Genomic DNA, 17,748 nt, shown 5'->3' with positions numbered 1-17,748 from the left:
CCTCTGAGAATTAAGAGACAAGTTCAAGAAAGCAAACTAGCAGAATTTACGTCCAAAAATAACGTTGCTTGGGATTGTTGACGGAGAATAGAAGCCGGACAGTCTGTAGTTATAGCTCCTTCCAACATCTCTTTTACTACATTCGCTTTACGTTTTTCTGGAGCAAGACAGAGAATTTTTCTAGCTGAACAAATCGTCGAGATTGTAACAGTAAAAGCATATTGTGGAACAGTTTCTAGATTCAAAAAGTGACCTGTAGTTACTTGTTGCTGACGGTTCACTATATCCAGTTTGACTAGTTTCACACTGTAAGGATCTTGAAAATCTGCTACTGCTGGATCGTTAAAAGCCAAATGTCCATTTTCGCCAACACCAAGACAGCATAAGTCAATTGGTTGTGCTTGCAGTAGTTTGGTGTAGCGATCGCACTCTGCTACTGGTTGCAATGTATCACCTTCTATATAGTGAAATTGCTTTGGAAAAACCTGCTTCTCTACACGTTCTCGCATATAGCGCCGGAAACTGGCAGAATGGTCAGCAGTAATTCCCAAATATTCATCTAGATGGAACAGAATAATCCGTGACCAATCTACACTACCCAATGCAATCAAAGCATCAAGAAATTTGAGTTGGGAGTTACCTGTTGCTAACAATACAGCAGCTGTATCCTGTTCCTTGAGAACTTGCTGTAAATACTTCTGCACGATTTCGGCAACCTCCTGGGCGATTTCTACTTCAGAGTTGTAAATCTGCACTAGTAAATCATCAACGCGAAAAAAGTTTGTAGCGGCTAGCATTTGCTTACACAGAAGGTTATCAATAATCCCGCAGTTACTTGAGATGCTGTATTTGTCTACCTTTACATGCCCTATCCAGTATAGATTTTAGGATTTAGCAGATTAATTTGCGACTTTTTCCCCTCTACTGACAAAGGAACAATCACTAAGGACAAAAAAACAATGTAAACTATTTAAATAAAGTTAACAATTATTTACATTTTACCAAAAAATCATGCTGGCTGCAATTCTCTTTGACCTAGACGGCACTATTGTCAACACTGACCCCATACACTACCGAGCTTGGCAGGAAATGCTGTTAAATTATAGCATAGAAATTGACGAGACATTTTATAAATCCCGAATTAGTGGGGGACTAAATCCAGAAATTGTTAAGGATATTCTGCCACAATTATCAGCAGCAGAAGGGCAAAAATTTGCAGACGAAAAAGAGGCGCTTTTCCGTAAACTCGCCTCTAATCTCAAACCTCTGAGTGGATTTTCTCAACTCCTAGAATGGACAGATACACATCAGTTAAAACGTGCATTAGTAACTAATGCCCCTAGATTAAATGCAGAATTTATGCTAGAGGTTTTGGGAATAAAAGAAGCTTTCCATACAGTTGTTTTAGCGGATGATTGTATTGCAGGTAAGCCTGACCCTGCACCCTATGAAGTTGCCCTGAAGAAGTTGGCAATTACAGCAGAAGAAGCGATCGCCTTAGAAGACTCTCCCTCTGGTATTCGTTCTGCGGTGAGCGCAGATATCCGCACCATTGGCATAGCATCGACCCACGATCCGCAAGTTTTGCAGTCAGTCGGCGCATTTATGGCAATTCCAGATTTTACTGATTTGCAGTTGTGGACATTGCTCAACTCACTCATCGAGCCAGATTTAAGTGCGATCGCTTCATTAGTCAACAGAACCCTATAGCAATCGATCTGATCTCTCTTCTAAAAGCAGAGAGACTTTGAATCTTACTCTCCTTCCGTACAAGTGAAGGGGCTGTTCTTGTTAGGTCTGTCTATATTCGACTCAACTGTATTCTAAGTCCTAACTCATTTTTCAGCCAAAATCGCGTAAATTTCCCGTTTAACTTGCTCTAAAAGCTCACGCACCCGATTTATTCGCTCCATATTGCCACTACGAGCAACCTGCACCACTACAGCAGCTAATTCTGTTGCGGCATTTCGTAACTCAATAAACTCTTGGGGCTTGCCTGTCACGAAAGTTTTAAAACTATCCCAAGGAGAGTCTGAAGTTTGCTGTTGGGCACGTTCTGCCAATAATTGTCTACCCTCATCCGTAATCGTGTAAATCCGCTTACCACCTTCCTGGGCGCTCTTGAGATAACCACCTTCCTCCAGCAATTGCAGTGTTGGATACACTGAGCCAGGACTGAGGCGACGGAAACCACCGTAACGAGTTTCCATCTCTTTAATCAGATCGTAACCATGACTAGGATGCTCGGATAACAATTCCAGCAGGATGAACTTGATGTCACCCCGACGAGTCCGATGTTCATCTCCCCAACCACGACCAAACATTTCATTACCCAAGTGTTTGCCATGATCTCTACCATGATCCTTGCCATGCCCAAACCAAGACCTCACAAGCAATAAATCATCTTCGCTAACTCCTGCCCATGCAGGTACGCCCAACTGTGACCGAAAGTGTCTAAACATAAATGAATCTCAAATCAACTTTCTCTACTATAGGATATTTTTGATATATCACGATATATCGGAATAGAATTTTGATGAAGATTTATGAAGTAAGCAATTGTGCCAATGCAAAGCTGATACAGGTCTACGCTCAGGCTGTGCGGAAACGTTCAATGTCCCTGATCGGCGGCGCACCAAACATGCGGGAATATTCGCGGCTGAACTGTGATTGGCTCTCATAACCCACCTGATAGGCAGCATTAGCCGCATCGGAGTTTTCGGCAAGCATCAGGCGACGTGCTTCTAATAGTCTTAATTGCTTTTGATATTGAAGCGGACTCATTGATGTCACTGACTTGAAATGGTGATGAAAAGATGAAGGAGACATACTTGCCTGCCCAGCTAGCTCCTCAACCCGCATCGGCTTTGTAAAATCACCCTTGATGAGTTTTATCACCTCGGCGATGCGCTGCATGTTGCTGCCAGATGTCGCAATCTGGCGGACAGCTTCCCCCTGTTCACCCATTAAAAGGCGATAATAGATTTCGCGGATAATCATCGGCGCTAGGATCGGGATATCCTGCGGCGTATCCAAAAGCCGTGTCAGTCTCATAGCACAATCGAGCAATGGTGTATCGACCGTGCTGACAAATAAGCCTCTGATAGAGTTCTTCTTCTTACCCTCAATCACACTAGTTTGAGCAGTAATAATATCGCAGAGTTGACGTGGATCTAGATTCAGCTTGAATCCTAAATAGGGTTGGTCTGGGGTTGCCTCAAGAATAAACGCGCTCAATGGCAAATCAACTGAGACGACCAGATATTGACCCGCGCCATAACGATAGGTTTCCTCACCCAGCAACGCTTCCTTTTTGCCCTGAACAAGGATGGCGAAGATAGGTTCGCAGACACCCTGTAGTGTGGTGGAAGCAGAAGATTCTCGCTGAAATTCCAGCTGCTCAATAGCTGTTTTATGAAAACCGTCCCCTTTGCTATTGGTGTGATGAGTTACTAGCGCCGCCAATTCTTGACATTGATGAGCGATCGCACTTTGGTTTATGACTTGGTTGATGATTTTGATCGCCACGATGTTTTTCGATTAATTTAATCATCCTTTTTTAAGCATTGTAGAACATCGATATCAATCCATAAAACCTTGATTTGGAGAATTAGGCAATAAAGCGCGAGGTCTGTGTATTCCAAACCTTTGCGCTTACTCATACGATGAACACATCCAAAATTCAAATCAACCTCAACAGAGGAGAAAATAACCATGTTAAACGTAGAAAATAAAGTCATTGCGATCACTGGAGCCAGTAGCGGCATCGGTGAAGCCACCGCTAAGTTACTCGCCAAAAACGGTGCAAACGTTGTTTTAGGGGCACGGCGTACCCAAAAGCTAGAAAAGATTATCGAGGAGATCCGTAACCAGGGTAATACAGCGGAATTCAAAGCGGTGGATGTTGCCAATCGTGAGGATATGAAAGCGTTCATTCACTTCGCCAAAGATAAGTTTGGTCGCGTCGATGTCATCTTTAACAATGCAGGGGTGATGCCCCTATCGCTGATGAATGCCCTGAAAGTCGAGGAGTGGGACAACATGATTAATGTGAACATCCACGGCGTGTTGAATGGTATTGCTGCGGGTTTGCCGATCATGGAAGCGCAAGGCGGTGGACAGTTTATCAATACCGCGTCTATCGCCGCGCATATGGTGGGCCCTACTACCGCAGTCTATTCCGCGACAAAATATGCTGTTTGGGCCATATCCGATGGATTACGTCAAGAATCGAAAAATATTCGCGTGACAATAATATCCCCTGGCGTGGTTGAGACTGAACTCGGCTGTGATATCACGGAGGAGTCAGCAAAAGGCTACTTGAAAGAACTCCGCAAAACTGCCCTCACTCCGGAAGCGATCGCTAGAGCGGTTTTGTTTGCCGTTTCCCAGCCGGATGATGTCGATGTCAATGAAGTGATTATCCGCCCGACGGCAAGCTCATTCTAACGCTGGAGAATATCCATAATAAATAGACAGATCGCACATTGAAGGGGAAGTGGGCATTGGGCAATTCAATTTTGGATTTTGGATTAAATTTCAATTCTTTAATCCAAAATCTAAAATTCTTACTCCCCACTCTCTCTTTTGGTAAGAGCGATCGCTGCAATTATCCCAGCCCAGAGTAGCAGTTGAGACGATACTTGTATTAGAAATTGCAGCTTATTAACTTTTTTGCTCTAAACTTTTATTTAAAAAGTATGTATTAAAACAGTAAAATTACTTACTCATAGCAGCTTTAGCATTTAAAAATCTAGGCTTAAACCATTCTCAAAAAAATTCACTAAAATCAATTATTCAGTAAAAATACGTATGCACATTTAAGTCTTCTCAATGAATAGTAGAATTAGCCCCTAGAGGAGAAGACTGTGACGCTCTTAAACCAAGCTCAAGTAGAGCAGCTAAAAGAAATAACTACACAGTTGCGACAAGTAAGACAAGAAAAATCCATCCGCATAGAAGAAATAGCCTCTCAAACACTGATTCGAGCAGGTGTTTTGCAGGCTTTAGAAGAAGAACGATTTGAAGAATTGCCTGAGCCTATTTTTGTTCAAGGATTCATCCGTCGCTATGGAGATGCTTTAGGACTGGATGGAAATGCTTTATCACATGCTCTTATAAGCAATGTTGTCCGCCAAGACTCCAATAATGATCATCAGAATTTAGACAATAAAACAAATACATACATACCTCTTGTTGTTACCTACATTCTTTTATTAATAGCTGCATCTACTGGTCTTTTTTATACACTTAATCCACGAGGAATTACATCTAAATCCCTGACTCCAGAAGTCAATATTCAACAGTCAATGGTTCCTAATCAATGAAGGGGAGTGGGGAGTAGGGGAGTAGGGAAGCAGGGGAAGCAGGGGGAGAAATGACAAATGACAAATGACTAATGACTAATGACAATTTTCAAGATATTTGCGGTTTACGCAGATGCCAAGTAGTGGATTGCTCATAAGCGTAAGCTACCTGAAACAGTTGGTCTTCTCGCAGCACATTGCCAATTAGTTGTAATCCTATCGGTAGTCCTAGATCATCAAAACCACATGGCAAACTTAAACTAGGTAAACCAGCAAGATTCACCGGAATAGTCATTAAGTCAGTTAAATACATACTCAAGGGGTCAGTAGTTTTTTCCCCTGCTTTGAATGCTGTAGTGGGAGATGTGGGACAAACTAAGATATCAACCGCGCCAAAAGCTCTTTCAAAGTCTTGTTTAATCAGGGTGCGGACTTTTTGGGCTTTCAAGTAGTAGGCGTCATAATAGCCAGCCGAAAGTGCGTAAGTGCCGATCATAATCCGGCGTTTAACTTCTGTACCAAAACCAGTGGCACGGGTACGAGTATACATCGATAGCAGATTATCCGCATCAGGAGCGCGATACCCATATTTAACGCCATCGTAACGAGCCAGGTTTGCTGACGCTTCGCATGGGGCGATGATGTAGTAGGTGGGTAAGCCATAGCGAAACCGGGGACAGGATACTATCTGAATCTCTGCTCCCAAACTCTGTAGTTGATCTACTGCTTTAGTAACAGCTTGTTCCACTACAGAGTCCAACCCTTCACCAAAAGTTTCTTTAATGATCCCAATTCTTAGGTGACGTCTGGATTTCAAGTCTGGTTTTAAGCTGGCGGCGTAGTTGGGAATGGCAACTTTCAGGCTAGTAGAGTCTTTGGGATCATGACCTGCGATCGCACTTAATAATATTGCCGCATCTTCCACTGTGTTTGCAAATGGCCCAATTTGATCCAAAGAGGAAGCGTAAGCCACCAAACCATAACGAGAAACTAAACCATAAGTCGGTTTCATTCCCACCACACCGCAAAAAGATGCAGGTTGGCGAATCGAACCGCCAGTATCAGAACCAAGAGCAACCACACATTCTTGGGCTGACACCGCAGCAGCAGAACCCCCAGAAGAACCACCTGGAACTCGTGACAAATCCCAAGGATTAGCCGTGACTTGGTAGGCGGAGTTTTCGGTGGAACTACCCATTGCAAACTCATCCAAGTTGGTTTTGCCTACCATTACTGCCCCAACATCTGCCAGTTTTTGCGTCGCCGTTGATTCATAAGGCGGCACGAAATTTTCCAAAATCCGGGAAGCGCAGGTGGTAGGAATTCCCTTGGTACATAAATTGTCCTTGATCCCCACTGGAATCCCTGCTAGCAGCCCAATTTCTTCTCCCGCAGCAATTTTGGCATCCACAGCACCCGCCTGCTCTAATGCCCGTTCTGCCGTCACACATAAAAAGCTGTGCAATTTCGGCTCTAATGCTTGAATACGCTCTAAAGCCTCTTGGGTAATTTCAACGGCAGAACGTTCTTTTTTAACCAGTTGTTGGTGCAACTCGCGGATGGATGCCATGATTGCTCTCTTTGTGACTCAAGTGATTGATTTTAGTACATATTGACCGAAATTGGGTATGGGGCATTGGGCATTGGGCATTGAGAAAGAAACTCTTTCCTTGTTCCCTTTGTTCCCTTTGTTACTATCCTCCTTATCCCCATTCCCCATGCCCTATACGCCATGCCCTATGCCCCACTCTCCATCATTGTAAAAATAGGACTAATACCTCTGGAGAAGTAAGTTCTAGTGGTGATGGAAAAATTCCCAAGCTTAAACAAAAGAATATTAGGAATTTAACATCATCCGTAAATAGAAAGACTACAATCAAAACGGACAAATATTTCATGCTCCAACACAAGAGGATTAGAAAGCTGTGTCCGACTTAAATCGCGGAATTATGAAATTTGAGGGTGCAGATTCCCCAAAAGTAGTCACTATCTCTACCGTGTTGCTTCTGGGATCGATCGCGGCTCTGATCATCTGGGCGCTGCAAGCTGCCTATGCGCTAAACTAAAATCATTAGTAGCCGAGAAGGACACTTGTCTTAAACGGTTTCCGTCGTAGCCAAGTGTCCATTCAGCAACTAGTAATAACCATCAAAAATTTCAGAAAAACTTAATTATTTTAGATTTGAGGTTTTAGATGGAAAATTTAAATCTAAAATCCAAAATCCCGAATGTTTGAACCTTGGGGTGTGTTAGTTATTTTAATTGCCTGCCCCCTCTTGGGCGGATTACCCCTGATTGGATGGATTACTTACGCGCTTACGCGCAAGCAATTATCACAAGTTGGTACAGGAAACATTACTGTATCAGCTGCCTTTTATCATGGCGGTAGGTTTGTCGGAATTCTGGCAATCTTGTCAGAAGCGTTTAAAGGAGTTGCAGCAGTCTTGCTCACTCGCATTTTCTTCCCAGATGGCTCGTCTTGGGAATTGATTGCCCTGATCGCTCTGGTAATCGGTAGATATTGGATAGGCAGAGGGGCAGGTACGACAAATGTTGTCTGGGGATTTGTCGTACATGATCCACTGGTGGCAATATTTGTATTTTTCTTTGCAGGTATTAGCTTTGCAATTCTGCAATCAAGACAGGTAGTCAAATTTGGGGTTTTGCTTCTGTTTCCTCTGTTTGTGGCACTTCTGCACATTAGCGATATTCCCAGAATGCTTGCTGCTGTTGCCTTAGCTGCTTTAATGGGCTGGATTTATAAAAAAATTCCTGATGACATGAACCTGCCAACCCAAGAGGGACAAACAGAATCGCAAGCGATGTTGGAATTTCTACGCGGCGATGTCTACGACGGGCTACGCCAACGCGCAATGGTTTCTCTAGATGAAGAGTTGGATGCTGCGATTGTCGGAGAAAAGGCGGCGACATTATCTCAAATTAAGCGCTGGGGCTATCCAGTCCCAAAGGGGTGGGTACTTGCCCCAATCGATGATCCAGAACTGTTGACAGAATTTCTCCAGCCATCAGAATTATCCCCTTTGGTGGTGCGTTCTTCTGCCATTGGAGAAGACTCAGAACAGGCTTCTGCGGCTGGGCAGTATGAAACAGTTTTAAATGTTACCAGCCCAGAGAGATTGCAGTCAGCGATCGCCCAAGTTCAAGCTTCCTATAATCAGCCATCTGCCGTGCAATATCGGCGCGATCGCGGCTTAAATGACTCAGCAATGGCTGTGTTAATTCAACAACAAGTCCAAAGTGTATTTTCTGGTGTCGCTTTCAGCCGCGATCCCATTACCCAGCAAAGTGATGCGATCATCATCGAAGCCCTTCCAGGCAGCCCGACGCAAGTCGTTTCGGGAAAAGTCACACCAGAACAATATCGCGCTTTTGTCCTGGAAACAGAAAATTCTTCCTCTGTGCAATTAGAGGGTGAAGGACGAGTACCACAAGCATTAATCAAGCAAGTTGCATACTTAGCCTACCGACTCGAAAAACGTTATCATGGCACTCCTCAAGATATAGAGTGGAGTTACGACGGTCAAACGCTTTGGGTGTTGCAATCTCGACCGATCACCACTCTACTACCCATGTGGACACGCAAAATCGCCGCCGAAGTGATTCCCGGAGTAATTCACCCCTTAACATGGTCAATTAATCGTCCCTTAACTTGTGGAGCTTGGGGAAAACTTTTTACTTTAGTTTTAGGCGATCGCGCCTTGGGGTTAGATTTTGCCGAAACAGCAACTCTCCATTATTCCAGAGCCTACTTTAACGCATCCCTCTTAGGGAACATTTTTCTCCGCATGGGACTGCCGTCCGAAAGTCTGGAATTTTTAACCAGAGGAGCTAAATTAAGTAAGCCGTCTTGGGAGTCAACCTGGGAAAATTTGCCAGGACTAGGAAAGTTGCTGAAGCGGGAATTAAGTTTAGAAAAAGACTTCAAGCGGGATTATCATAAACTGTTCATTCCTGGGTTGTCGCAGTTGGCGCAGTCAGATATAGATAACTTGGAACCATCCAAGCTGTTGTTAAGAATTGACTTTATTCTGGAGTTGCTGCGTCAAGGAACATATTACAGCATTCTTGCTCCCTTGAGTGCTGCCCTCCGCCAGGGGATTTTTCGGGTGAAGGATGGGCAAATTGATCACAGCGTCACCCCAGAGATCGCGGCATTGCGATCGCTCAGTGCAATAGCTACAGATGCCAAGCAAGTATTGCTTGAATTTGAGCCACAGCAGGTATTTGAGCAATTAAAGCAAACCCCAGAGGGAGAGAAAATCCTGCAAGAATTTGACGAATTGCTTCAGGATTACGGCTATTTAAGTGAAGTGGGAACTGATATTTCCGTTCCGACTTGGCGGGAGAATCCCCAGATGATTAAGCAGATGTTTGTGCAGTTAATGCAGGGTAATGAACCACAATCAGGCGCTAAAGACGCGATTAATAGCATCTTTGCTGGTAAAGGCAAACGCTCTTTTGTGCAACGGCGTGTGGATATCAAAGGACGAGTTACCGAAGTTTATTCTCGGCTTTTAGCTGAATTGCGTTGGAGTTTTGTCGCTTTAGAGAAGATTTGGTTAAAGTCCGGCTTACTTAAGAAAACAGGAGATATCTTTTTTCTAAACTTTGATGAAGTGCAACGTCTAATTGCGGGTAGAGATTCCAGGTTAATTCAGCAGTTGGATGAGTTAGTGAAATTGAGGCGATCGCAATTCCTCAAAGATAGCGAGATCATTCAAGTACCCCTTTTAGTCTACGGCAATACACCCCCTCACCCCTTAGCCCCCTCTCTGCTCTACTCTGACCAAATCTTACAAGGTATTGGAGCCAGTCCGGGACAAGTTGAAGGCCGAGTGAAGGTGTTGCGAAATTTACAAAACGTACCGGAGATTGACCGAGATACGATTCTGGTAGTACCTTACACAGATTCCGGCTGGGCACCTTTTTTATTAAGGGCTGGAGGATTAATTGCCGAAGTTGGTGGACGGCTTTCTCACGGTGCGATCGTTGCTCGTGAATATGGGATTCCCGCAGTGATGGATGTTCGAGGCGCTACATGGCTTTTACAAGATGGTCAACGGGTAAGGATTGATGGGTCTAGGGGTATTGTGGAATTATCTAACGATTTGAGACCGGAATGATTACTACTTCTGTGAAAAACTTGCCAGAACATCCTTCCGCTTAGGTGATTTCTGATTAAAAAAATACCATGTTGACGAGTTTTGACTTCTCTGCCAGAAGTCGAGACCAACGGCTATGGTAAATTTATTACTAGAATTCACCTTAACTCAGAAGCTCGTAAACACCGCCACACTCCAGCGTGTGCTAGTAAGCCGTTTGAATATTGTTAATATACCTACTGTTCGGTATAGCGACGCGGCGTATAAACCCAGATATTACCATCGCGGCGCTTGATGGTTCTGGTTTTTGTGGAACCAACCAGAATAATTGTCCGCATATCGGCGGCGGCTGGTACTAACTCCTCAAGTGCGATCGCTTTCACGGTCTGTCCTGGTCTACCGAGATTCCGTGCCAACACTACCGGTGTATCCGGTGTTCTATGTCGCAGCAAAATATTTCTTGCTTCTGCTAGTTGCCAAGTCCGCTCTTTGGAAACAGGATTGTAGAAAGCAATGACGAAATCAGCCTCAGCAGCAGCAGTAATTCGTTGTGCGATCGCAGACCAAGGTTTCAAGATATCAGAAAGGGAAATAGCACAAAAGTCATGTCCAAGGGGCGCACCAATCGCTGCTGCTGCTGCTTGCATAGCAGAGATGCCTGGTGCCACATGAATGTCGATACTTTCCCATTCGGGTTTGGCATAGCGATCGCATACCTCAAAAACTGCTGTTGCCATTGCATAGATACCGGGGTCACCAGATGAAACTACGGCTACATATCGCCCAGATGCTGCCAAATCAAGGGCCATTTTTGCCCGTGCTTCTTCTTCGCGGTTGTCGGACTCATGCCGTTGCTTGCCATCAACCAGAGAACCGACTAAATCCAAATAAGTTTTGTAACCCACTAGGTCAGTTGCCGACTTGAGTATCTCTTTCACTTCGGGAGACATCCACTGCGATCCACCAGGGCCCGTGCCAATAATCGCTAACCGTCCGCGTGGCTGACCGATGGTGTTGGGGTCTATTGGTTGAGAGGCAATAGCGATCGCAACGTGGGGGGATAAAGAAGATAAGACAGATGTGCCTGTGGCGGCGATTGCTGCGGCTTGGGCGGGGCTATAACCTTGTGATAACAGACTTTCTAGCTGATTTGGGGTAAAAAAGCGGGCAGGCACTCCCAAGGCGCTAGCTACGGCGTGGATTGCGGGATCGGTAGCAGCAGTGATGGGTGCAAATATCCCGGCGACTGATGCTCTTTCTAGTTTGGCATCAGCTAGTAGCTGCTGTACTAAAGCTACTGGATCATCAATGATGTCACTAATTGCGATCGCGATCGTTGCTGGGTGGTAGACAAGACAGTTGGCTGGGGGAGTCACCAAGCGTTCTGTAACTTGAATGGTCAAATCTCCCTGTGGATCTATGGGTAGTTTGCGATCGCTCAACCAAGGCGCTGTGCCTTCTAACTTGACTTGTGCCCCGGCTAGCAAATCTGAGATAAATTTCTTCGCATCGTCTGGGTTTGCTAAATGGTATCCAGGGGGAGGAGACAACAGCGTTGTGCCCAAACGTAAATCGCCTGTGGTCGTAATTGCAGGTTTGACATCAAGGGCTTCGGCAATGCGGCGTGCCAAATCGTTTACCCCACCAAGTCCGCCCAAGAGGGGGACAACAGCACTACCATCTTCAGCCACAGCTAGCACTGGTGGTTCCTGTCGTTTATCCGAGATTACGGGCGCTAGAGTTCTAATTAAAATGCCGGCGGCACAAATGCCAATCAACGGCGTTCCCTGGACAAATAACTCGCGCAACGTCTCGCCAAAATTAGTAAAGCTGATATCAACTCCAGATGTGCGACCCGCTAGACCGTATAGCGTCGCCCCTGGTAGGACTGTGATTATTTTGCGTGCTACTGTGACGCTATTTTGACCTAGTACTATAATCGCGGGTGCAACGTTCATCAACATAAGTAGATATCTTGCTTTCATTTGAAGGATATTAAATGAAAGCACAGATTTAGATATGTATGCTCAAAAACCTATTTTGGGTTTATCCGATATTAGGTTTTAGAATTTAACTGAGTTCAGCAATATGTCATAACTCTCATGGAGATCGGATAAACCATCGCCAGAAAAAAGGCAAGCTAAAGTGCCTAAATCAGTTTTCAGCGAAGAGTACAATCGGTTTCGTCAGCTACTTATCGAAGCCCGCAGAACTGCCAAGCTCACTCAAGCAGAATTGTCGGCAAAGCTAAAGCTTCCGCAATCTTATGTATCAAAGTATGAACGTGGAGAGCGTGGTCTTGACGTGATTGAATTTTTACAAATTGCCCAAGTCCTTGAAATAGATCCGCTTGCTTTTATCGAAGAACTGTTAAAGTACTAGGACTTACGCACTATACAAATAGACGGTAGTATGCATGAGCGCTACTTGTAGGGTTAAGAAGTTTTCCCTCGCTCCTATTTCCCAAATTGGAAATGTAGTTTCCGCTCATGACGATGCTTTCTTAGCTGACTTGGATTTATTCTTGTAGCTGTGAGCCAAACAGGAAATATCGCAGTCACAGAAGCATGTAAGAAAGAAGGTTACATATTTACATAATTGTCTTTCTGTCAATGCGTAAGTCCTAAGTACCATTAAAGCCTTTTCCTGCAATTTCCTCTTTGAAAATGATGCGTAATCAAACTATTGCTGGAGTCTCTATGTTGCAGAAATCTCCCACGATGCATCCCGTTTTCGCTTGTGCCTCTGCGTGCGTGCTGCATGTCATCGAAAACCCTCTTCCTGGGGGGTTTCCGTCGCCCGCTCAAGACTATCTTGAGGATGAAATTGACTTATCCGGCTACTTGATCCGCAATCCTGCCTGCTGCCACGTTCATCATGCGGGTCAGTGGTCATTCCATGCAAGGCGCGGGCATCGTGGATGGTGATTTGGTGATCATAGATAAGAGCCTCGATGATTGCAAGCCGCTACACTTACTCCCCTAATTTTATCTACAAGTGTAGTGCAATCAACGAAAGTAAGAGTGAATCTATATATTTCGTTGATGTGAGATCGAGACGTTTTTCAGATGCCTATTCCCGGTTGAATTTCTATTCTAAAAACAGAAGGCAAACAAGCTTAACTTCAGTTCAAACAACAATCTCAAATCAAGGAGAAAAATGATGTCCAACATCAACAAGCAAATCAACGCTCTCTACACAGTCGACACCTTACAAGACGGGGTAGAAGACCTGACCGATGAATCTGCTGCCACAATTTCTGGTGGTATACAACTATGGGATGCACTATCAGACCTGAAAAAAACGAACGCGGAGGTAATGGCATTAAATGCGGCGATGCAAGTGGAACAGGCTAGGCATACGACGCTAAATAAAGCAATTGATGCTATGAATGAGTCGGTGGTGAAGGCAGGGAGTACGCATCGAGCCTAGCTAGGAGATGAGGTAAGATAGCAAATTTCCCGTTCGGCTTGGTCAATCTTCCATTTCTTGCAAGTGATACTCTTCTGGATAAATTTTTGCTTTGCTGCGTTCTGAAGCTTTATTTCCTACTTGCAGATCAAACTTAAATTTATCAATAGATTGACCAGTTTTTTCAACATAATCGCGCAATGTTTTTCAATTTGGAAAACAACCATTTTTATCTGGATTGCCACTAAGACGATGCAACGCAACTTGATGATATTTTGGTTCAATTTCTGACCCGATAAAATGGCGTTCATGATCTCTCGCAACCACTGCCGCAGTACCAGAACCCATAAATGGATCTAAAACAATATCATTTTTGTTAGTTGTAGCCAATATAATTCGAGCTACCAAGTCTTCTGGAAATTGGCAGGGATGTATAGTTTGTTCTTCATGGTTGTGTTTAACATTCCGAAATAGCCAAATATCACCAGGATTTTTCCCTTCTGAATTACATGAAAGTTCACCTTTCCGATTTTCCCGATAATGTTTCTTATTTTGATACTTTTGCGGAACTCTAATAGTATCTAGATTAAATTTATAGTTATCCGATTTAGTAAACCAAAGAATAGTTTCATGTCTACAAGAAAACTTTTTCTGGGCATGAAGACCATGTTGCCTAGCCCATATAATTCGGTTGCGAGGAATTAATCTGCATGACTCTAAAATCGGAAAAAAGCGAATATCCAGAGGAATCAGCATTCCTCGGTCAGAAAAAGCACCAACTTGCCAAAATAGCGAACCTGTATTTTTGAGAATCCGGCTACATTCAAGCAAAACGGCTGTTTGTTCTGCCAAATAAATCTCAAGAGCTTGCCTTGATTCGTATTCTTTGCCTAGATTATAAGGTGGAGAGGATACAACTAAGTCAACACATTCATCTGGTAGATTCCTGAGCACTTGTAAGCTATCCTATAAGAGAATCTGGTCTAACGGTAGATTCTCTTTATTAGTCTTCATTACGATACCTACCTTGCAAGTAATACTAGACTTTCGGAAATATAACCTAAAATAGGTTATAAGCCAATTATTAAGAAAAATATCAATAGTAATACCATTTATTTGTGAGGCTGCGCTAAGGCTGTGCTAAATTTTCTTAGCTTCTTATTTCTTTCTTTCTTTGTGTCCTTTGCGCCCTTTGCGGTTCGTTCCTCATATAGTCTGGCGCATCTTCATACAGAATTGGTATAAGTAGATATTCAGTTTACAGCGATATCTGACGACAAGCCGCTCTGCGTCTACGCGTTTGAATAATTAGGCGTAGCCCGCACTTCTCTACGAGACTCTGTGCGAACGACAAAGCTCAGTGACCATCGTAGACATCGCTTCTTGTTTCAATTAGCTTTACGCTCCTTAAGCACTTGATCTAGCAAGTTTCTAGCAGGTTGTGCTTTAGCCAACGCTGCTTGATGGTCATTATAAGCACGAACAAGACGAGAAAGACTACTCACACCTGCCTTAAGTTGCTCAAGTTCATCACCAGCAACCAGTTCCCCATCAAGCATCCGTCCAATCAACGGTTTGATGTCGCCCACCTCCAGCCGGACTTTTTGGAGCTTTTCTAGGGTACTCAGCAAGGTTTTGAGTGAGTTCAAGATGTCGTCAATATCCTGGACATCTTCCACTGATTCGGGCGAATCTTCGGGCGAATCTTCAATTGTCACTGTATCTTTGTCTGAAATTGTAGATAATTCCTGTGCAGACGAATCTTCAATTGTCAGTGTATCTTTGTCTGAAATTGTGGGCAATTCCTGTGCAGACATTTCATTTTTAATCCCGTTTGACCGTACCATTAACGTTAACGCTTCCTTAAGGAATTTCCCTTAGTGTATCGCTTCCTCTTGGCAAAATTACTTTTCTCATAACATAAAAGCAGTAAATTTCTGTTACTTTATTATTTTTAACAGTCAAGATTCAACCTGTGGGACTGGGTTCTTCAATTCCGTAATTTTAATTAGTCACCTGATGATAAGTAAGTTAGCAACAATAAATTCAAACAAGCCTTAAGCCTCAACTTTCAATCTCCAAGGCTCATCTCCCTACTGCCCTATGTTCAGCAATTTCGCCATAGCCAACCGTTGTAGTTTCCCGGTAGCACCACGAGGCAATTGATCCAAAATGTGAACTTGCTTATAGGTTAGCGATCGCCCCCCAGGCGTAACTAAGGCTGGATGATTGTCTTCCCCTGCCAAAAGCTCAAATAAATTCATTAAAAACCTCCAGATTAGTAAAATTGGACATTGGTTATTAATTCTTCTCCCTCATCTCTCACTCCCATTCGGCTACGCTCACGGCAAGCCCACTCCCTTATTCCCCATTATTTGCTTTCTTTTGTAAGTAAGTTGACGGCAAAAAACAAGAGCTAAAATTGAGTCAATAGCGTGTTTGTCGCTACTAGAAATCAGAAAAATCTTTTTCAGCAACTAAATCCCATCGATAAAATATGGATCGTCGGAATTTTCTAAAGTATGTCACTTTAGCCGGATCTAGCTTTGCCTTAACTAGTTGTGTTCAAGGCAAAAATTCCAAATTGCCGGGTGAGGTGTCTCCCTCAGCGTCACCTGTGGCAGTAAATGAACCTCTCAAGGTGGGATTTGTTTATGTCGGCCTTGTCGGTGATTTTGGCTGGACTTATGCCCATGATTTAGGCCGCAGAGACATGGAAGCCAATCTTCAAGATCAGGTAAAAACTACCTTTGTCGAAAATGTCAACGAAGGTGCTGACGCCCAAAGGGTGATTCGCCAACTAGTATTAGACGGTAACAAGTTGATTTTCACAACTTCCTTCAGGTACATGAACCCAACAATTAAAGTTGCCAAGGACTTTGGTGATGTTGTCTTTGAACACTGTACAGGATACAAACGTGCTGCCAATGTCGGCACTTATCTGGGACGTTTTGAAGAACCCCGTTACTTAACCGGCATGATTGCTGGTAAGATGACAAAATCGAATCTAGTTGGTTTTATTGGCGCATACCCAATTCCAGAAGTAATTCGGGGAATCAGTGCATTCACCCAAGGAGTGCGGCTAACAAATCCCCAAGCAAAAGTTAAGGTACTTTGGGTACAAAGTTGATACGATCCAGCTAAAGAAAGAGAAGCGGCTCAAGCTTTGGTCAATTTAGGTGCGGATATACTAACGCAGCATACCGACTCTGGTGCTATTGTCCAATTGGCTGAGGAAAAAGGCATTTATGCTCTTGGCTACAACAGTGATATGAATAAGTTTGGTCAAAAAGCCCACCTGACATCAGCTATTAACAAATGGGGCAAATTCTATACAGATACAGCCTTGGCTGTAATGACTAATACTTGGAAGTCTCAAGAGGTTTGGGATGGCATTGGTCAAGGAATGGTGGATATTTCCCCGATGAATCAGGCAATTCCGGCTGATGTGCAAGAACTGGTGAATGCGAAGCGTGATCAGTTTATTCAGGGTACTGCACATCCTTTTGATGGCCCGGTGAAAGACCAAAAAGGGGTGGTGCGAGTGCCAAAGGGTAAGGTGTTGGATGATCAAAGACAACTGGCGATGGATTGGTATGTTGAGGGAATTGACCCTTCACTTCTCAAAGGGAAATTATAGTAAGCAATTCAAAATTCAAAATTCAAAATTAAGAAACAGAATTAAAGTAAGTAAAATTAATCTTGGGTATGTTAGCAAAAAGTACGGCACTATCAAGTTGGTTTTTCCAGATGACGTGAGAAGTCAGGTAAGGGAGGCGGCAGCCCTCTTAATAGACATTCCCAGTCTTTGACGGGAGCAATGCGATTTTGTGAGGTGTTTAAAATTCGGGTGCTAAATTACCTATTTAGGGGTGCGATCGCAGCGAAATAACTGTTTTTATTGAGAA

The 17,748-nt window shown here is 43.8% G+C and carries 17 protein-coding genes and 1 pseudogene; 9 read left to right on the top strand and 9 right to left on the bottom strand.

The window, feature by feature from the left end:
* Window positions 1–23: 23 nt before the first annotated feature.
* Window positions 24–797 (bottom strand): glucosamine-6-phosphate deaminase, encoded by a 774-nt coding sequence (locus V7K15_RS17565; RefSeq protein ID WP_334907127.1) that lies wholly within the window; start codon window positions 795–797, stop codon window positions 24–26.
* 214 nt (window positions 798–1,011) lie between these two features.
* On the opposite strand from V7K15_RS17565, the gene V7K15_RS17560 reads away from it, so the two are divergent.
* Complete coding sequence (locus V7K15_RS17560) at window positions 1,012–1,710, top strand: HAD family hydrolase (protein ID WP_334907125.1); 699 nt, start codon at window positions 1,012–1,014, stop codon at window positions 1,708–1,710.
* Window positions 1,711–1,835: 125 nt separating this feature from the next.
* On the opposite strand, the gene V7K15_RS17555 is transcribed toward V7K15_RS17560, so the two are convergent.
* Window positions 1,836–2,462: a PadR family transcriptional regulator gene (locus tag V7K15_RS17555; protein ID WP_334907123.1), complete on the bottom strand. Its 627-nt coding sequence runs from the start codon at window positions 2,460–2,462 to the stop codon at window positions 1,836–1,838.
* A gap of 130 nt (window positions 2,463–2,592) precedes the next feature.
* Window positions 2,593–3,531, bottom strand: a complete 939-nt coding sequence (locus V7K15_RS17550) for an AraC family transcriptional regulator (protein WP_334907157.1) — start codon at window positions 3,529–3,531, stop codon at window positions 2,593–2,595.
* A 183-nt stretch (window positions 3,532–3,714) separates the two neighbouring features.
* Between V7K15_RS17550 and V7K15_RS17545 the strand changes: the two genes are divergently transcribed.
* Window positions 3,715–4,449, top strand: a complete 735-nt coding sequence (locus V7K15_RS17545; protein WP_334907121.1) for an SDR family oxidoreductase — start codon at window positions 3,715–3,717, stop codon at window positions 4,447–4,449.
* A gap of 419 nt (window positions 4,450–4,868) precedes the next feature.
* Window positions 4,869–5,327, top strand: a complete 459-nt coding sequence (locus V7K15_RS17540; protein ID WP_334907119.1) for a helix-turn-helix domain-containing protein — start codon at window positions 4,869–4,871, stop codon at window positions 5,325–5,327.
* Window positions 5,328–5,415: 88 nt separating this feature from the next.
* On the opposite strand, the gene gatA is transcribed toward V7K15_RS17540, so the two are convergent.
* Window positions 5,416–6,876, bottom strand: a complete 1,461-nt coding sequence (gatA, locus tag V7K15_RS17535) for an Asp-tRNA(Asn)/Glu-tRNA(Gln) amidotransferase subunit GatA (protein WP_334907117.1) — start codon at window positions 6,874–6,876, stop codon at window positions 5,416–5,418.
* A gap of 355 nt (window positions 6,877–7,231) precedes the next feature.
* Between gatA and V7K15_RS17530 the strand changes: the two genes are divergently transcribed.
* Together V7K15_RS17530 and V7K15_RS17525 are read left to right on the top strand one after the other, a co-directional pair.
* On the top strand, window positions 7,232–7,372 hold the full coding sequence (locus V7K15_RS17530) for a hypothetical protein (protein ID WP_041565237.1): 141 nt from the start codon (window positions 7,232–7,234) through the stop codon (window positions 7,370–7,372).
* 162 nt (window positions 7,373–7,534) lie between these two features.
* On the top strand, window positions 7,535–10,450 hold the full coding sequence (locus V7K15_RS17525) for a glycerol-3-phosphate acyltransferase (protein WP_334907115.1): 2,916 nt from the start codon (window positions 7,535–7,537) through the stop codon (window positions 10,448–10,450).
* Between the two features lie 215 nt (window positions 10,451–10,665).
* Here the strand turns inward: V7K15_RS17525 and cobJ are convergent, their stop codons facing one another.
* Window positions 10,666–12,393 carry a precorrin-3B C(17)-methyltransferase gene (cobJ, locus tag V7K15_RS17520; RefSeq protein WP_334907113.1) on the bottom strand — a complete coding sequence of 576 codons (1,728 nt, stop codon included), beginning with the start codon at window positions 12,391–12,393 and terminating at the stop codon, window positions 10,666–10,668.
* A 181-nt stretch (window positions 12,394–12,574) separates the two neighbouring features.
* Here cobJ and V7K15_RS17515 point away from each other — a divergent pair, with 181 nt between their 5' ends.
* The 3 genes from V7K15_RS17515 to V7K15_RS17510 all read left to right on the top strand — a co-directional run bounded on the left by V7K15_RS17515 (window position 12,575) and on the right by V7K15_RS17510 (window position 13,861).
* Window positions 12,575–12,811, top strand: a complete 237-nt coding sequence (locus V7K15_RS17515; RefSeq protein ID WP_334907111.1) for a helix-turn-helix domain-containing protein — start codon at window positions 12,575–12,577, stop codon at window positions 12,809–12,811.
* A gap of 471 nt (window positions 12,812–13,282) precedes the next feature.
* Window positions 13,283–13,414 carry a LexA family protein gene (locus tag V7K15_RS30010; protein WP_442949685.1) on the top strand — a complete coding sequence of 44 codons (132 nt, stop codon included), beginning with the start codon at window positions 13,283–13,285 and terminating at the stop codon, window positions 13,412–13,414.
* A gap of 174 nt (window positions 13,415–13,588) precedes the next feature.
* On the top strand, window positions 13,589–13,861 hold the full coding sequence (locus V7K15_RS17510; protein ID WP_334907109.1) for a hypothetical protein: 273 nt from the start codon (window positions 13,589–13,591) through the stop codon (window positions 13,859–13,861).
* Between the two features lie 42 nt (window positions 13,862–13,903).
* Here V7K15_RS17510 and V7K15_RS17505 read toward each other — a convergent pair whose 3' ends face one another.
* The 4 genes from V7K15_RS17505 to V7K15_RS17490 all read right to left on the bottom strand — a co-directional run bounded on the left by V7K15_RS17505 (window position 13,904) and on the right by V7K15_RS17490 (window position 16,104).
* Window positions 13,904–14,041, bottom strand: coding sequence for a hypothetical protein (locus V7K15_RS17505; RefSeq protein ID WP_334907107.1), 138 nt, complete (start codon window positions 14,039–14,041; stop codon window positions 13,904–13,906).
* Window positions 14,042–14,047: 6 nt separating this feature from the next.
* Window positions 14,048–14,794, bottom strand: a complete 747-nt coding sequence (locus V7K15_RS17500; protein ID WP_334907105.1) for a DNA-methyltransferase — start codon at window positions 14,792–14,794, stop codon at window positions 14,048–14,050.
* A gap of 434 nt (window positions 14,795–15,228) precedes the next feature.
* Window positions 15,229–15,687, bottom strand: a complete 459-nt coding sequence (locus V7K15_RS17495) for a hypothetical protein (RefSeq protein ID WP_334907103.1) — start codon at window positions 15,685–15,687, stop codon at window positions 15,229–15,231.
* A gap of 246 nt (window positions 15,688–15,933) precedes the next feature.
* A complete protein-coding gene (locus V7K15_RS17490; protein ID WP_334907100.1) occupies window positions 15,934–16,104 on the bottom strand; it encodes a hypothetical protein in 171 nt (56 codons plus the stop codon).
* Between the two features lie 233 nt (window positions 16,105–16,337).
* Here V7K15_RS17490 and V7K15_RS17485 point away from each other — a divergent pair.
* Window positions 16,338–17,480 (top strand): annotated as a pseudogene (locus V7K15_RS17485) (BMP family ABC transporter substrate-binding protein).
* Window positions 17,481–17,748: the final 268 nt, after the last annotated feature.

This window comes from Nostoc sp. (assembly GCF_036919815.1).
GTDB lineage: Bacteria > Cyanobacteriota > Cyanobacteriia > Cyanobacteriales > Nostocaceae > Nostoc.
This window is presented reverse-complemented; position numbering and strand designations above follow the sequence as displayed.

Bases quoted from the DNA above. Each gene is read 5' to 3' on its own strand.
- V7K15_RS17565 (WP_334907127.1), bottom strand. From the start codon at position 797: ATGCTAGCCGCTACAAACTTTTTTCGCGTTGATGATTTACTAGTGCAG.
- V7K15_RS17560 (WP_334907125.1), top strand. From the start codon at position 1,012: ATGCTGGCTGCAATTCTCTTTGACCTAGACGGCACTATTGTCAACACT.
- V7K15_RS17555 (WP_334907123.1), bottom strand. From the start codon at position 2,462: ATGTTTAGACACTTTCGGTCACAGTTGGGCGTACCTGCATGGGCAGGA.
- V7K15_RS17545 (WP_334907121.1), top strand. From the start codon at position 3,715: ATGTTAAACGTAGAAAATAAAGTCATTGCGATCACTGGAGCCAGTAGC.
- gatA (WP_334907117.1), bottom strand. From the start codon at position 6,876: ATGGCATCCATCCGCGAGTTGCACCAACAACTGGTTAAAAAAGAACGT.
- V7K15_RS17525 (WP_334907115.1), top strand. From the start codon at position 7,535: ATGTTTGAACCTTGGGGTGTGTTAGTTATTTTAATTGCCTGCCCCCTC.
- cobJ (WP_334907113.1), bottom strand. From the start codon at position 12,393: ATGTTGATGAACGTTGCACCCGCGATTATAGTACTAGGTCAAAATAGC.
- V7K15_RS17510 (WP_334907109.1), top strand. From the start codon at position 13,589: ATGATGTCCAACATCAACAAGCAAATCAACGCTCTCTACACAGTCGAC.
- V7K15_RS17495 (WP_334907103.1), bottom strand. From the start codon at position 15,687: ATGGTACGGTCAAACGGGATTAAAAATGAAATGTCTGCACAGGAATTG.
- V7K15_RS17490 (WP_334907100.1), bottom strand. From the start codon at position 16,104: ATGAATTTATTTGAGCTTTTGGCAGGGGAAGACAATCATCCAGCCTTA.